Genomic DNA, 14,052 nt, shown 5'->3' on the forward strand with positions numbered 1-14,052 from the left:
CAAGACGCCGCCGAGGAGGAACAAGCCGCCGTAGACGAGGGTCAGACGGGCCCGGAGCGTCAAACTCACAGGGGATCTCATTTGAGGTGGTACCCCACTCCGGGTTCGGTCAGGACCACCGGCGGCTCGCCGAGCTTGCGCCTGAGCTTGAGGATCGTCATGCGCACCGCCTGCGTGAACGGGTCGGTGTGCTCGTCCCAGGCCTTTTCGAGGAGCTTCTCGGCGGATACGGGCGCGCCGTCGGCGTGGAGCAGCTCGGTCAGGACCGCAAACTCCTTGCGCGACAGCGGAACGAAGCGGCCGTCGCGGAACACCTGGTGGAGGTGGGTGTCGAGGGTGATCCCGGCGCGTTCGAGGATCGGCGGCGTCGCAGGCCCTGTCCGGCGGCCCAGCGCGGCGACGCGCGCGGCCAGTTCCCGGAACGCGAAGGGCTTGGGCAGGTAGTCGTCGGCGCCGAGGGAGAGCCCGGAGACCCGGTCGTCGATCTCGGAGGCGGCCGTCAACATGAGTACCCGCGTCTCGCCGTTCGCGGCGTTGATCGCACGGCACACCTGATCGCCGTGGACTACCGGCAGGTCCCGGTCGAGGACCACCAGGTCGTAGTTGTTGACGCCCACGCGTTCGAGCGCCCCGCCGCCGTCCAGCGCGATGTCGACCGCATGCGACTCTCCGCGCAGCCACTCGGCGACGGCATCGGCCAACAACGGTTCATCTTCGACCACCAGGATTCGCATGACTCCGATCATCGCCTGCGCGACGTTGCCGCGGCATTGCCGTTCCCGCGTTCGAGGTACCGGACGGGTGGGCCGCATTGCCGGAGCATTGCCGTTTCGGCTTACGGCCGGGCAATGCCTCGGCGACTGTACTGGGTCCGCAGCCGGGATCTCCCCGGTCGCGTTGAGAGGACGACAGCAATGCGGCGATACAAGATCGCACTCCTGCTAGGCATGCTCGCCTTGTCGGCAACGGCCTGCGGTGCCGAACCCGACGACGGGGGAGTCGCCAGCGCGAACGGCGAAGTCACCGAGTCCACGACCGAGGAAAGCCAGGCCCTCGACGGCTTCGAGGAAGCCCTCGCCTATTCGGAGTGCATGCGAGAGAACGGCATCACCGACTTCCCCGACCCCGAGAAGCAGGGTGAGGGCGGCATCAGCATAGGTCTCCCTGAAGGTCTGGACCCCGAGTCCGAGGAGTTCAAGACCGCTTCCGACGCCTGCGTGGACCTCCAGCCCGGCCCCGACGAGAACACGACGATGGACCCCGAGACCCACGAGGAGCTGGTGGAGTACGCCGAGTGCATGAGGACGAACGGCATCACGGAGTACCCCGACCCCGAGCCGGGCGGCGGCATGGTCATAGGCCCCGACATGGGTTTTGACACGCAGAGCGATGAGTTCCAGGCCGCCGAGGACACCTGCGAGGACATACGGCCCGAGAGCGGCGGCGACCCCGAGGACGAGAGCGAGAACGAGTGATGAGTCGCAGGCCCCGCAAGGGTGGCCGCACAGGCAAGGCCGTCGCAATCACCGCGGTTGTCATCGCCGCTGCCGGCGCCGCGGCCGCCGCGTTCGGCTTCGGCCCCCGCACCCTCTTCGACCAGGTCACGGCCGAGGCCACCGCCGAGACCTCGGCGACTGCCGAGGTCGTCCAGCAGACCCTCACCGAGACCGTCGAATCCACCGGCGATCTCGGCTACGGCGACGTGCTCGGACTCGACTGCTTCGTGAGCGGCACCTACACCGCGCTGCCGGCGGCCGGGGACGAGATCGGCCGTGGCGACGAGATCTTCGCCGTCGACGACCAGTCCGTAGTCCTCCTCTACGGGAGCCTGCCCGCCTACCGGTCCCTCACGCCCGGGGCCGAAGGTACCGACGTGAAGCAGTTCGAGAACAACCTCTCCAGGCTCGGCTACGACGGCTTCACCATCGACGACGGGTACACCGAGATGACCGCCGAAGCGGTCAGGGAGTGGCAGGAGGACCTCGGTCTCGACGAGACGGGCACGGTCGATCTGGGCCAGGTCGTCTACGCCCCCGGGATGATCCGCATCGACAGTGTCGGCGTGGAGCTCGGCGACGCCGCCGGGCCCGGCGGACCCCTGCTCGGCTACACGGGACTGGACAAGGTCGTGACCGTCGAGGTCGACCTCGACGACCAGGAGCTGGTCACTGTTGGCGGTGCAGTCGAGGTGGTCCTCCCCGATGGGACCGAGGCGACGGGCACCGTCACCGACTCCGAGACGATCATCCGTGAGGAGACCAGCCAGAGCGGGGAAGCCGAACAGGTCACCTATCTCGATGTGACGATCGAGGCCGACGACCCCGCGGTCTTCGACGGCCTCGACCAGGCCGCAGTGGACATCGGGTTCGCCGGCGACTCCGTCGAGGACGTCCTCACGGTGCCCGTCGAGGCGCTGCTGGGCCTGTCCGAAGGCGGATACGGCCTGGAGATCGTCACCGGTGACAACAGCGAGATCATCAGTGTCGACACCGGCATGTTCGCCGACGGCTCGGTCGAGGTGAGCGGCGAGGGCCTTGAGGAAGGTCAGTCCGTGGTGGTGCCCTCATGAGTTTCCTCGCGGGAGCCGCCGCCGGATCCGAACCGTCGCAAGGGCTCGGGCCGGTGGTCGAGCTCGACCAGGTCAGCAAGACCTACCCCGGCGGGGTCCGGGCGCTCCGCGAGGTGAGCCTGAAGATCGAGGCGGGCGAGATGTGCGCGATCGTAGGGCCCTCCGGATCAGGCAAGTCCACGATGCTCCACCTCATCGGGACGCTCGACAGACCCAGTTCGGGCACGGTGCGCATCGACGGGTTCGACGCCGCGAACCTGCGCGACAAGCAGCTGTCGGCGCTGCGGGCCACCCGGATCGGGTTCGTGTTCCAGCAGTTCCACCTCGCCGTGGGCCAGCAGGTCCTCGACAACGTCGCCGACGGTCTGCTCTACACCGGCAGGCGCGGCCCAGAACGGCGGGCGCTCGCGGCCACCGCTCTGGCGAGGGTCGGGCTGGACCACCGGCTCGACCATCTGCCGCACGAGCTGTCGGGCGGTGAGCGGCAGCGGGTCGCGATCGCGCGGGCCGTCGTGGGCGAACCGGCCGTGCTGCTCGCGGACGAGCCGACCGGGAACCTCGACTCGGTGGCCGGAGCCGGGGTGATGGCGCTCCTGCACGAGCTGAACAAGGCCGGGACCACGGTCGTGGTCATCACGCACGACCACCAGATCGCCGACTCCCTGCCCCGGCGGGTCTCGATGCGCGACGGAGAGGTGGTCTGAGTGGGGACGATGCGGCAGCAGCCCGCCCCGCATCCGGCCAGGTCGTTGCGGGCGGCGCGGATGGCTCCGGCGGACGTGTTCCGGGTAGGCGTCACCGGCCTGCGAACCCGACCTCTGCGGGCCTGGTTGTCGGCCCTGGGGATCGCCATCGGCATCGCGGCGATGATCGCGGTCGTGGGGATCTCCTCGTCGAGTCGGGCCGAGCTCGACCGGACCCTCGAAGCCCTGGGTACCAACCTGCTTCGCGTCGAGCCGGGCGCGTCGATGCTGAGCGGCGAGATGGGTGTCCTGCCCTATGAGGCGGTCGACATGATCGGCCGGATCGAACCGGTCTACGACGTCGCCGCGGTCGGAACGGTGCCGGACCTCAGCGTGTACCGGTCCGACCGGATCTCGCAGGGCCAGAGCGGCGGCATGAGTGTCGCGGCGGCCGAACTGGGCCTGCTGGAGACGGTCGGCGCCCGACTGTCCGACGGCGTCTGGCTCAACGAGGCGACCGCGCGGTACCCGGCGGTGGTGCTGGGGTCGAGTGCCGCAGACCAGATGGGCATCACCGGTGTCGGCGTCGACGTGTACATCGGTGGCCGATGGTTCACCGTCGTCGGCATCCTTGAACCGGTGGCGCTCGCCCCGGACCTGGAGCTGACAGCGCTCGTCGGCTGGGAGGCCGCCGCGACCTACCTCGAGTTCGACGGCCACGCGACGACGGTCTACACGCGGTCTGAAGAGGACTACGTGGAGGACGTGGCTGCGGTACTTGCGGCCACGGCCGACCCGTCGGCACCCGACGAGGTGTCGGTGTCGAGGCCCTCCGACGCCCTCGAGGCGCAGCAGGCCGTGGACACGGCGTTCACCGGGATGCTCCTCGGACTCGGCGCGGTCGCCCTGCTCGTCGGCGGGGTCGGGGTCGCCAACACGATGGTGATCTCGGTCCTGGAGCGGCGCGGCGAGATCGGGCTCCGCAGATCCCTCGGAGCCACGCGCGGCCAGGTCCGGACTCAGTTCCTCGCCGAGTCTCTGCTGCTCAGCGCCCTCGGTGGACTCGGCGGCGTCCTGCTGGGGACCGCGGTGACCGCCGTGTACGCGTCTTCGCAGGGATGGCCCTCGACGGTGCCTTACTGGGCGAGCGTCGGCGGAGTCGGCGCGACCCTGTTCATCGGTGCGATCGCCGGGCTCTACCCGGCGATCCGGGCCTCGCGGCTCTCGCCGACCGAGGCGCTGGCTTCCCGGTAGGGGTGAGGAGACGGCGCCCGTCCGGGAACCCTGGGCGGGCGCCGTCCTGTGCCCTAGCGCACCCCCTGCAGGTCCAGCACCAGGCCCTTCACCGCCGACGCCGGCACCTGGCCCGCGTCGTCCTCGACCCAGCCGGAGACCGAGGCCGGGACCTGGCCGTCCGAGCACAGCACCAGCGGCGTGTCCTCGGCCGAGTCGGGCAGCCGGCCGTGCGTGCCGCGCACGTACGAGGCGTCGAGCGGCGTCGTGCCCATCGCGTACCGCAGGCCCAGCTTCTTGCGCACCAGGTTGAGGCCGGCCTTGGCCTTGGCGAGCGGGTCGGCCGGGTCGAAGAACAGCTCGGCGGGGTCGTAGCCCGGCTTGCGGTGGATGTCGACGCCGCGCGCGTACTCGGGCGCGCGGTCGTCGTCGAGCCAGAAGTAGTAGGTGAACCAGGCGCCGGGCTCGGCCACGACCACCAGCTCGCCCGCCCGCTCGTGGTCCAGGCCGTACTTGGCCTGCGCCTCGCGGTCGAGCACCTCGTCGACACCGGGCAGCTCGCGCAGCAGGCTCGCGACCCGGTCCAGGTCGGCGGCGTCGTCCACGTAGACGTGCGCCACCTGGTGGTCCGCGACGGCGAACGCGCGCGACGTCCACGGGTCGAGCTGCTCCCGGCCGTCCTGCACGTAGACCTCCAGGAGGCCCTCGCGGCGCAGCACCCGGTTGATGTCCACCGGCCGGTTGGCCGGCGAGATGCCGTACTCCGACACGGCGACGACGGTGACACCGGCGGCCTCGGCGTCGTCCAGCAGCGGCGCGAGGGCGGCGTCCAGCTCGGCCGCGGCGCGGTCCGCCTCGGGCGAGCGCGGCCCGAACCGCTGCAGGTCGTAGTCGAGGTGCGGCAGGTACGCCGTCGTCAGGTGCGACGTCCTGGTCCGCAGCAGGTGCCGGGTCACGTCGACGATCCACTTCGTCGAGGCGATCGACGCCGTGGGGCCCCAGTACTGGAACAGCGGGAAGTCGCCGAACCGGCCCACCAGCTCGTCGTGCAGCTCCGCGGGCCGCACGTACCCGTCGGCGGACTTGCGGCCGTCGGCGTGGTAGATCGGGCGCGGGGTGACCGTGACGTCCGTGGTCATGCCCATCGCGTACCACCAGCACACGTTGTCGGCGCGGTAGCCGGCGTCGTGGCGGCGGCCCGCCTCCCAGAGCTTCTCGCCGGCGACCAGCTTGTTGTGCTGCCGCCACAGGTACACGTCGCCCAGCTCGCGGAAGTACCAGCCGTTGCCGACGATCCCGTGCTCCGCCGGCATCAGCCCCGTGAGCATCGTCGACTGCACGCTGCAGGTCACCGCGGGCAGCACGGTGGCCAGCTCGGACTGCCAGCCGGACGTCGCGAGCCGGCGCAGCCGCGGCATGTGGGCCAGGGCGCGGGCGGTCAGCCCGACGACGTCGAGCAGCAGGACGGGCTTCATGCGTCCACTCCTTCGGTAGCGGGGGCGGTGGTGGTGGTGGTGGCGGTGGCGGGCGCCGCGAGCAGGTGCTCGCCGGCCCAGCGGAGCTCGGCCGCGATGCCGGCGACGAGCTCGTCCGCGCCGTCGGGCAGGGTGTCGGGCGGCAGCACCGACCAGGTGTACGTCTCGACGTCGAGGTGCGCGTCGGCGCCGTGCGGCACCTCACGCACCGCCGCGACGGCCTTGCGCAGCACGTCGGTGGTCGCGACCAGCGGCGCCGCGGGCTCATGGTGCAGCGGCACGTGGAAGTGCACGCGCCACGGCCCGTCGCCCGGCAGGCCGGGCCGCCGCTGCTCGTGCCCGAGCGCCACGGGCAGGTCGTCGGACGCGAGCACGTCGCCCGACGGCGTCAGCTCGCGCACCTGGTGCAGGTAGCGCTGCTCCACGAACCGTCCGACGGCGTCCCGCGCGCCGGGCGCGGACGGGTCGGCGACCTCCAGCGCGGCCGAGGCCTGCACCTTGACCACCCGGAGGCCGGCGTCCGTGATCCGGCGGACGGCGCCCGCGGGGTCTGCGAAGGAGACCGCCAGGTGGCACGTGTCCAGGCACACCCCGACGTGCTCGGGGTCGATGCGCCGGTCGTCCGGGTGCTCGGTGCCGGTGCGCGGGGCGAGCCACGCGACGACGTCCTCCACCGTGTCGAGCACGCACCCCGGCTCCGGCTCGACGGCGATCCGCACGGTGCGGCCGGTGCGCCGCCGCAGCGCGCGCAGCTCGGCGGACAGGGTGGCGAAGGCGCGGGTGGCCTCGTCGTCGTCGGCGCGGGTCCAGGGCGCCCGCCAGGCCAACGGCAGGGTCGAGATCGACCCGTCGACGCCGTCGGGCAGCAGGTCGGCCAGCACCCGGGCGCAGGCGAGCACGTAGTCCAGCCGGGCTCGCTCGGCCCAGGTGGGGGAGTACACCGCGAGCTTGACCACCTCGCGGTGGAACCCGCCGTAGGGGAAGGCGTTGAGGGTGTGCACCTGGAGCCGGTGCTCGGCGAGCGCGGCGCGCAGGCGGTCGCGGTCCGCGGCGGACGTGTCCAGGCGGTGCGCGAGCTCGGCGGGCAGCCACAGGCCCACGCCGAGCGTGTCGAGGCCGGCGGCCTCGCGCACCGGTCCGGCGTACCGGGCGAGCTGGTCGAGCACGCCGTCGAGGTCCTCGGCGGGGTGCACGTTGGTGCAGTAGGAGAGCAGCATCCGGGTATCCCTTCAGGCCCGCGCGCCGCGCAGCACGGACGATCCCTCGAACTCGACGCCGGGCGTCGGCGGCTCGCCCGCGCTGAACCCCGGGACGGGGTCGAGCACGAGGTTGCCCGACTGCTCGTAGAAGGCGACCGGGTTGCGCCACAGCACCTGGTCGACGTCGTCCTCCGAGAAGCCGGCGGCCAGCATCGCCTCGCCGGTCCGGACGGTCTTGAGCGGGTCGGAGCGGCCCCAGTCCGCGGCGGAGTTCACGATCATCCGCTCGGTCCCGTACTCCTGGAGCAGCGCGACCATGCGGTGCTCGTCCATCTTGGTGTCGGGGTAGATCGAGAACCCGGCCCACGCGCCGGCGTCGCGCACGAGGGCCACGTTGGTCTCGTTGAGGTGGTCCACCAGTACCCGTTCGGGCGCCAGCCCGGACTCGCGCACCACGTCGAGCGTGCGGTGCGTGCCGGCGAGCTTGTCGCGGTGCGGCGTGTGCACCAGGACGGGCAGCTCCGCCTCCTCGGCCATCGCGAGCTGGGCGGCGAACACCTCGTCCTCCTCGGGCGTCATCGAGTCGTAGCCGACCTCGCCCACGGCGACGACGCCGTCCTTGAGCAGGTAGCGGGGGATCTCGGCGAGCACCTCGCGGCAGCGGGGGTCGTTCGCCTCCTTGGGGTTGAGCGCGATCGTCGCGTGGTGCCGGACGCCGAACTGGGCGGCCCGGAACCGTTCCCAGCCCAGCAGGGAGTCGAAGTAGTCGGTGAACGAGCCCACGCTGGTGCGGGGCTGCCCCAGCCAGAACGCGGGTTCGACGACGGCGCGCACGCCCGCGACGTACAGGGCCTCGTAGTCGTCGGTGGTGCGGCTCGTCATGTGGATGTGCGGGTCGAGGATGCGCAACGTCACTCCTTCGTGCTGCTGAGCCGGGTGTCCGTGGGCTGGTCGTGCGTGGGTCCTGGTTCCGTGAGCCGGTCCAGGTCGGCCGGCACGGTCCGCCCGGCCGCCCGGCGTTCCGCCGCGAAGTCGCGGGCCATGCGGGCCAGCTCGTCGTCGGCCCGCCGGTCCAGGCCGCTCGCGGCCTCCAGGCTCACGCCCTGGAAGACGAGCTTCAGGATCGCGTGCCGCCAGGTGTGCTGGTCCAGGTACCGCGCCCCGAACGGGCCGACGGCGGCCGCGACCAGGCTGGGGTCGTTCGCCCGCAGCGCGTCGGCGGCCAGGTCGAGACCGGCGGTCACGAGCGGGCCGGGCTCGCCGCCAGGGCCGAGGTCGCCCAGGGTCGTGAGCGCATCCAGCCCCCGCAGCACGCCGCGCCGTTCGGCGCCGTCGCCCTGCCGGTACAGGAGCACCAGGCGGTCGGCGCAGTCCCGGTCGGCGTCCGCGGCCACGGCCGTGCCGACGCCCATGCCGACACCCACGGCGTCGGCCAGCGCGACGACGAGCGCGGCGCGCGCGGCGTCGTCCACCGTCCCGTGCACGACGCCGCCCGGGTCGGTGTCCGGACGCAGCGGGGCGCGCCCCACCTTCCGGGCAGCGAACGCGAACGCGCGGGTCACGCTGTCGGGATCACGTGCGACCCCGGCGAGCGCCTCGCTGAGCCAGGTGGCGCCGGGCGTGCCCGCGGGTATGTCTGTGGTGGCAGTCATGACAGAACCCCTTCGCTGCTGGTCGTGTCGGTGCTGGTCGTGTCGGTGCGGATGCGGTCGCGGGCACCGGTGACGTCCGCCCACGCCCGCATCAGGGCGGCCCGGCTGTCGCGGGCGAGCCGGGGCGCGTCGTGGGAGTGCCGCGGCAGCTCGACGGCGGCGACCCCCGTGTAGCCGATGTCGGCGAGCGTCGCGAGCACGAGCGGCAGGTCGAGGTCGCCCTGCCCGAACGGACGGTGCTCGTGGTGCGTGGCCGGCATGTCGTCGAGCTGCACGTTGCTCAGGTACGGCGCGGCGGCGCGCAGCGCGCCCTCGACGCCGTCCGGCTCGACCACCAGGCAGTGCCCGACGTCGACGGTGATCCCCAGCTCGGGCGGCGTCCCCAGGTCGCCCAGGAGCCGCAGCGCGTCGCCGACCGTCTCGACGAGCATCCCGGGCTCGGGTTCGAGCGAGAGCCGCACCCCGCGCTCCCCGGCGTACTCGACCAGGGCGCCGACGCGCTCGCGGAGGCGGGCCCAGCCGTCGGCGGCGCTCGCGTCGTCCGGCAGGATGCCGGAGAAGAACGAGACGCACCGGGCGTCGACGTCCGCCGCGATCTCGACCGCGCGCTCCAGGTACCGCATCCGCAGGGCGGCGTCCCGGTCCACGAGCGTAGGCCGGTGCTTGTGCAGCGGGTCGAGCAGGTACCGGGTGCCGGTCTCCACGACCGCCGCGGCCCCGGTGCCCCCGCGCATCCGCCGCAGGTGGGCGCGCAGGGTCCGGACGTCGTCGCCGGCCAGCGACGCGAACGGGTCGAGGTGCGGAAAGCCGAGCGTGACCGCGACGGCGTCGTAGCCCACGTCGTCGAGCACGTCGAGGGCCACCCCCAGGGGATGGTCGCCGAAGCCGTTGGTGCCGTAGCCCAGCAGGAACGGGGGTCTCACGTGATGCTCACCCCGGCGCGGCCGCGTGCGCGGCCCAGCAGGCGCAGCCCCTGCCCGACGGCGGCGACGCCGGCCAGCAGCGCCACCGTGCCCAGGCTCCCCGAGCGGGCCGCCCAGGCGGCCTGCAGCGGGACCATCGCCTGGATCCCGGCCCGGGTGGCGGTCCGCGCGTTGGCGGCCGTGGGCCGCGCGGCCGCGCGCACCTGCCCGGGCAGGGCGGCCGCGGCGTAGGCGGTCGCGGCGGCGACGGTGGTCCAGCGGGCGGCCGGCCGCCTTGCTGTGGCGGCGGCCGGGGCCGCGGCGGCGGCGACGGCGCCTGCGACCGTCCCGGCGGCGACAGCCCCGGCGACCTGCGGCGTCGTGCCGTGCACCTCGCCGCGCGAGAGCACGGTGACGCCCAGCGTGTGCGCGGTCAGCCCCGCGGCGGCCGGGAGCGCCGACCGCAGGCGCCCGGGTGTGGCGCCGAGCAGCACGTCGAGCCCGCGGCACGCCGCCATGACGAACGGCCCGGCCGGGCGGTCCTTGGCGACCAGGTCGTAGGTCCAGACGCAGGCGGCCAGCGGGAGAGCGACGCCGAGCGCGCGCCGTCCGCCCGCGAGGCCCGCGGCGGCCACGCCGCCCGCGGTGAGCGCCCCGCCGATCGCGAGCGCGGCCCGCGGCGACACCCGGCCGGACGGGATGGGGCGTTCTGGCCGCTCGACGGCGTCGACGTGCCGGTCGGCGTAGTCGTTCAGCGCCATGCCGCCCAGGTACAGGCAGGCGGAGGCGACGGGCAGCAGGAGGTGGCGGGCGCGCAGCGGCGTCGGCGCTCCGGCCCCGCCGCCCGTGCGCGCGGCCGCCAGCCCGGCCAGCGTGTCGCCCACGACGCTCAGGGCTGCGGGCGCCCGGACCAGCTCGGCGACGTCGGCGAGGCCGGGCGGCCCCGCCGTCGGCCGGGGCCTCATCGTCCGGCCCGGGCCGAGGCGTCGCGCACCCAGTCCTCGACGATGCGGGCCTGGTCGGCGGCGTCGTGCACGTCGGAGCCCCACGGGTCCTTGAAGAAGAAGCCCAGCTCCGGGACGGGCCCGCTGATCCCGGCGGCGTGCGCGAGCGCGAGCAGCCGGGCCAGGTCGAGCACGAGCGGCGCGGCGAGCATCGAGTCGTGCGCGCTCCACGTGGTCTGCAGCGTGAGCCGCGACCCGAGGAAGCCCTCGACGTGCACGTGGTCCCAGGCGACCTTGGTGTCGCCCAGGTCGGGCACGTTGTCGATGTGCAGGGGAGTGGTGTCGCTGCCGGTCAGCGCGGTCAGCCCGCGGTTCTTGCTGGCGAGCTTGCTGCGCACGGCGTCGGGGTCGGCGAGGGTGGCGCCGTCGCCGCCGCCCAGCAGGTTGGTGCCGGCCCACGAGAGCACCTTCAGCCCGCGGGCGGCGAACGCGGGCGCCAGCACGGTGCGCAGCCACGTCTGACCGGTCTTGCCGTCCTGCCCGGCCACGGGGATGCCGCGCTCCCGGGCGAGCCGGGTCAGCGCGGGCAGGCCCATGCCCGCCGACGGCGTGAAGGCGGCGTAGGCGGCTCCGGCAAGGATCGCCGCGTACGCCGAGACGGAGGACGCGGGGAGCACCGCACGTGCCGGGTCGGCCAGGGCCGTGAGCAGGGCGTCGACGTCGTCGTGCTCGGGCGCCGCGTCGACGGGCGGCTCGGTGGAGGACAGGTCGATCACGACGACCCGCGCCAGGTCGTGCCGCTCCTGGAACGCCGTGATGTCGGCGGCCAGTCGCTCGGCCACCGCCTGCTGGGACAGGCCCGCGCCCACGGCCGTGCCCGTGCCCGTGCCCGGGCCCGGGTGCGCCGCGTGCGGGTCGTACCCGGGGCGCACCTCGGCGTCCGCCCGCTCCAGGGCGTCGTGCGTGGCGGCGAACAGCCGCGGACCGATCATGCCGGTCTCGACGAGGCACTCCGCGCGCTTGGTCATGGTGACCGAGGAGATGTCGTGCCCGCCGACCACCAGGTCGGCGAACGCGACCAGGCCTGCCGAGGCGAAGGGTTCCCGCGCGGTGACACAGCCCGTCGGCGGGGCCTGCCCCTCGGCGATGGCCGCGAGGCCTACCGTGGCCGTACTGGCCACAGAGCCGCGGGCCCCGACGAACCAGATACCGGTCCGCTCGGAGGCGTGGTGGCGTGCAGAGGCGTGGTGCATCATCGCTCCCCAGTCCGACGACGTCGTCGCGAGCACGCTAGTCCCACTTATGGCGATTGGCAAACAAAAGTTCCGAGATCGTCGGGAGAAGAGAGATTTCCGACAAGGCCGTAGTTACCGGGCCGGCCGCCACGGGTGTCACGTGCCTGGCCGCCGACACCGCTGCCGACCCGCTCCTGACTCGTTCCTGACCCCGCTCCTGACCCCCGCTTCTGGACAGCACTTCCGCGTGCCGCCGCGCTGTGGCACTATGACCCGCATGACTGAGTGCCTCACCCCGAGCTCCACCCTGCGACAGGTGATCATCATTTCGTAGCGCGTCCGGCGACACCCCACCGGACGCGCAGACCTTCCACACCCGGAGGGTCTTTTTTTGTTGGTCCGACGACCTGGCTCCGAGCCCGGCCGCCGGACACATCGCCAGACACATCGTTGGGAGCATCGATGACCACCGCCTCGTTCCAGGTGTACGACACGACGCTGCGTGACGGCGCGCAGCAGGAGGGCATGAACCTCTCCGTCTCCGACAAGCTCGCGATCGCGGCGCTGCTCGACGAGCTCGGCGTGGGCTACATCGAGGGCGGCTGGCCGGGGGCGGTACCCAAGGACACCGACTTCTTCGCCCGTGCCGCCACCGAGCTCACCCTGAAGAACGCGGTGCTCGCGGCCTTCGGCGCCACCCGCCGGGCCGGCGTCCGCGCGGGCGACGACCCGCAGGTACGCGCCCTGCTCGACGCGAGCACCCCCGTGGTCACGCTCGTGGCCAAGTCGGACGTGCGGCACGTCGAGCGCGCCCTCAGGACCACCCGCGCGGAGAACCTCGCCATGATCGCCGACACCGTCTCCTTCCTCGTCGCCGAGGGGCGCCGGGTGGTGCTGGACGCCGAGCACTTCTTCGACGGCTACCGGTACGACGCGCAGTACGCGACCAGCGCCGTCCACACCGCGTTCGAGGCCGGCGCCGAGGTGGTCACCCTGTGCGACACCAACGGCGGCATGCTGCCCACCTGGGTGGGCGAGATCGTCGGCGAGCTGCGGGCCGGCACCGCCGTCGGGCCGGACCAGCGGTTCGGCGTCCACGCGCACAACGACACCGGCTGCGCCGTGGCCAACTCGCTCGCCGCCGTCGAGGCGGGGGCCACCCACGTGCAGGGCACGGTCAACGGGTACGGCGAGCGCACCGGCAACGCCGACCTGGTCACGGTCGTGGCCAACCTGGAGCTCAAGCGCGACATGTCCCTGCTGGCGGACGGCGGCCTGCGGGAGGCCGCCCGGATCTCGCACGCCATCAGCGAGCTCACGAACATCTCGCCGTTCGCCCGGCAGCCCTACGTGGGGGCGAGCGCGTTCGCCCACAAGGGCGGCCTGCACGCCAGCGCCATCCGGGTGGACCCGGACATGTACCAGCACACCGACCCGACGCTGGTGGGCAACGACATGCGCATGCTCGTGTCCGACATGGCGGGCCGCGCCTCGATCGAGCTCAAGGGCCGCGAGCTGGGCTTCGACCTGGCCGGCCAGGGCGAGCTGCTCTCCCGGGTCACGAACCGCGTGAAGGACGACGAGGCCGCGGGCTACACCTTCGAGGCGGCCGACGCCTCGTTCGAGCTGCTGCTGCTGTCCGAGCTGGGGCAGCGGCCCGACTTCTTCACCGTCGAGTCGTGGCGGACCATCGTGGAGACCGTTCCCGCGGGCGCCGCCCCGCCGTCGGTCCACGCCCCCGACGCCGCCGCGGTGGCCGAGGCGACCGTCAAGATCCGGGCGGGCGGCGAGCGGATCGTGACGACGGGGGAGGGCAACGGCCCGGTCAACGCGCTGGACCAGGCGCTGCGCACCGCGCTGTCCCGGGTCTACCCGGAGCTCGCGCGGTTCGAGCTCATCGACTTCAAGGTGCGCATCCTCGACACCGAGCTCGGCACCGACGCGATCACGCGGGTGCTGATCGACACCAGCGACGGCGAGCGGTCCTGGTCGACGGTCGGCGTGGGCCCCAACGTGGTCGAGGCCGCGTGGGAGGCAGTGACGGAGGCTTACGTCTACGGCCTGCTCAAGTCGGACGTGGAGCCGCGTCCCTGACGCCACAACGTTGAGTGCGGGGCATCTGTGGGACCAACGGCTGTTGGCTCACGGATGCCCCGCACT

At 73.0% G+C, this 14,052-nt stretch carries 13 protein-coding genes; 5 read left to right on the top strand and 8 right to left on the bottom strand.

Translation table 11 applies throughout. The features are described 5' to 3' along the window. Positions 1–77 precede the first annotated feature (77 nt). Positions 78–734: a response regulator transcription factor gene (locus ACIPN7_RS19070; RefSeq protein ID WP_400545675.1), complete on the bottom strand. Its 657-nt coding sequence runs from the start codon at positions 732–734 to the stop codon at positions 78–80. Between the two features lie 180 nt (positions 735–914). Between ACIPN7_RS19070 and ACIPN7_RS19075 the strand changes: the two genes are divergently transcribed. From ACIPN7_RS19075 to ACIPN7_RS19090, 4 genes are read left to right on the top strand one after another with little or no spacing between them, the layout of a single operon-like run. Then, positions 915–1,475 carry a hypothetical protein gene (locus ACIPN7_RS19075; RefSeq protein WP_400545678.1) on the top strand — a complete coding sequence of 187 codons (561 nt, stop codon included), beginning with the start codon at positions 915–917 and terminating at the stop codon, positions 1,473–1,475. Then, positions 1,475–2,569, top strand: a complete 1,095-nt coding sequence (locus ACIPN7_RS19080; RefSeq protein ID WP_400545681.1) for a peptidoglycan-binding protein — start codon at positions 1,475–1,477, stop codon at positions 2,567–2,569. Before ACIPN7_RS19075 ends, ACIPN7_RS19080 begins: the two co-directional genes overlap by 1 nt. Further along, positions 2,566–3,273 carry an ABC transporter ATP-binding protein gene (locus ACIPN7_RS19085; RefSeq protein ID WP_400545684.1) on the top strand — a complete coding sequence of 236 codons (708 nt, stop codon included), beginning with the start codon at positions 2,566–2,568 and terminating at the stop codon, positions 3,271–3,273. The genes ACIPN7_RS19080 and ACIPN7_RS19085 overlap by 4 nt, the downstream gene beginning before the upstream one ends. Positions 3,274–3,282: 9 nt before the next feature. After that, positions 3,283–4,506, top strand: a complete 1,224-nt coding sequence (locus ACIPN7_RS19090) for an ABC transporter permease (RefSeq protein WP_400546430.1) — start codon at positions 3,283–3,285, stop codon at positions 4,504–4,506. A gap of 53 nt (positions 4,507–4,559) precedes the next feature. Here ACIPN7_RS19090 and ACIPN7_RS19095 read toward each other — a convergent pair whose 3' ends face one another. The 7 genes from ACIPN7_RS19095 to ACIPN7_RS19125 are packed head-to-tail and all read right to left on the bottom strand — an operon-like array spanning position 4,560 to position 11,946. Next, on the bottom strand, positions 4,560–5,960 hold the full coding sequence (locus ACIPN7_RS19095) for an alkaline phosphatase family protein (RefSeq protein ID WP_400545687.1): 1,401 nt from the start codon (positions 5,958–5,960) through the stop codon (positions 4,560–4,562). After that, on the bottom strand, positions 5,957–7,177 hold the full coding sequence (gene eboE, locus ACIPN7_RS19100; RefSeq protein ID WP_400545690.1) for a metabolite traffic protein EboE: 1,221 nt from the start codon (positions 7,175–7,177) through the stop codon (positions 5,957–5,959). Before eboE ends, ACIPN7_RS19095 begins: the two co-directional genes overlap by 4 nt. A 12-nt stretch (positions 7,178–7,189) precedes the next feature. Beyond that, entirely contained in the window at positions 7,190–8,074 is an 885-nt protein-coding gene (locus ACIPN7_RS19105; RefSeq protein ID WP_400545693.1) for a TatD family hydrolase, read from the bottom strand. Further along, on the bottom strand, positions 8,071–8,811 hold the full coding sequence (locus ACIPN7_RS19110; protein ID WP_400545696.1) for an EboA domain-containing protein: 741 nt from the start codon (positions 8,809–8,811) through the stop codon (positions 8,071–8,073). The genes ACIPN7_RS19105 and ACIPN7_RS19110 overlap by 4 nt, the downstream gene beginning before the upstream one ends. Beyond that, on the bottom strand, positions 8,808–9,734 hold the full coding sequence (locus tag ACIPN7_RS19115; RefSeq protein WP_400545699.1) for a sugar phosphate isomerase/epimerase family protein: 927 nt from the start codon (positions 9,732–9,734) through the stop codon (positions 8,808–8,810). The genes ACIPN7_RS19110 and ACIPN7_RS19115 overlap by 4 nt, the downstream gene beginning before the upstream one ends. After that, positions 9,731–10,678, bottom strand: a complete 948-nt coding sequence (locus tag ACIPN7_RS19120; protein WP_400545702.1) for an SCO3242 family prenyltransferase — start codon at positions 10,676–10,678, stop codon at positions 9,731–9,733. Before ACIPN7_RS19120 ends, ACIPN7_RS19115 begins: the two co-directional genes overlap by 4 nt. Beyond that, the gene (locus tag ACIPN7_RS19125) at positions 10,675–11,946 is read right to left on the bottom strand and encodes an inositol-3-phosphate synthase (protein WP_400545705.1); all 1,272 of its coding nucleotides are present in this window, start codon (positions 11,944–11,946) and stop codon (positions 10,675–10,677) included. The genes ACIPN7_RS19120 and ACIPN7_RS19125 overlap by 4 nt, the downstream gene beginning before the upstream one ends. 408 nt (positions 11,947–12,354) lie before the next feature. Between ACIPN7_RS19125 and cimA the strand changes: the two genes are divergently transcribed. Next, positions 12,355–13,986 (top strand): citramalate synthase, encoded by a 1,632-nt coding sequence (gene cimA / locus ACIPN7_RS19130; RefSeq protein WP_400545708.1) that lies wholly within the window; start codon positions 12,355–12,357, stop codon positions 13,984–13,986. Positions 13,987–14,052: the final 66 nt, after the last annotated feature.

The organism is Promicromonospora sp. NPDC090134 (genome assembly GCF_044746965.1).
In the GTDB taxonomy this organism is placed as follows: Bacteria; Actinomycetota; Actinomycetes; order Actinomycetales; family Cellulomonadaceae; genus Promicromonospora.

Bases quoted from the DNA above. Each gene is read 5' to 3' on its own strand.
- ACIPN7_RS19070 (WP_400545675.1), bottom strand. From the start codon at position 734: ATGCGAATCCTGGTGGTCGAAGATGAACCGTTGTTGGCCGATGCCGTC.
- ACIPN7_RS19075 (WP_400545678.1), top strand. From the start codon at position 915: ATGCGGCGATACAAGATCGCACTCCTGCTAGGCATGCTCGCCTTGTCG.
- ACIPN7_RS19080 (WP_400545681.1), top strand. From the start codon at position 1,475: ATGAGTCGCAGGCCCCGCAAGGGTGGCCGCACAGGCAAGGCCGTCGCA.
- ACIPN7_RS19085 (WP_400545684.1), top strand. From the start codon at position 2,566: ATGAGTTTCCTCGCGGGAGCCGCCGCCGGATCCGAACCGTCGCAAGGG.
- ACIPN7_RS19090 (WP_400546430.1), top strand. From the start codon at position 3,283: ATGCGGCAGCAGCCCGCCCCGCATCCGGCCAGGTCGTTGCGGGCGGCG.
- ACIPN7_RS19095 (WP_400545687.1), bottom strand. From the start codon at position 5,960: ATGAAGCCCGTCCTGCTGCTCGACGTCGTCGGGCTGACCGCCCGCGCC.
- eboE (WP_400545690.1), bottom strand. From the start codon at position 7,177: ATGCTGCTCTCCTACTGCACCAACGTGCACCCCGCCGAGGACCTCGAC.
- ACIPN7_RS19110 (WP_400545696.1), bottom strand. From the start codon at position 8,811: ATGACTGCCACCACAGACATACCCGCGGGCACGCCCGGCGCCACCTGG.
- ACIPN7_RS19120 (WP_400545702.1), bottom strand. From the start codon at position 10,678: ATGAGGCCCCGGCCGACGGCGGGGCCGCCCGGCCTCGCCGACGTCGCC.
- cimA (WP_400545708.1), top strand. From the start codon at position 12,355: ATGACCACCGCCTCGTTCCAGGTGTACGACACGACGCTGCGTGACGGC.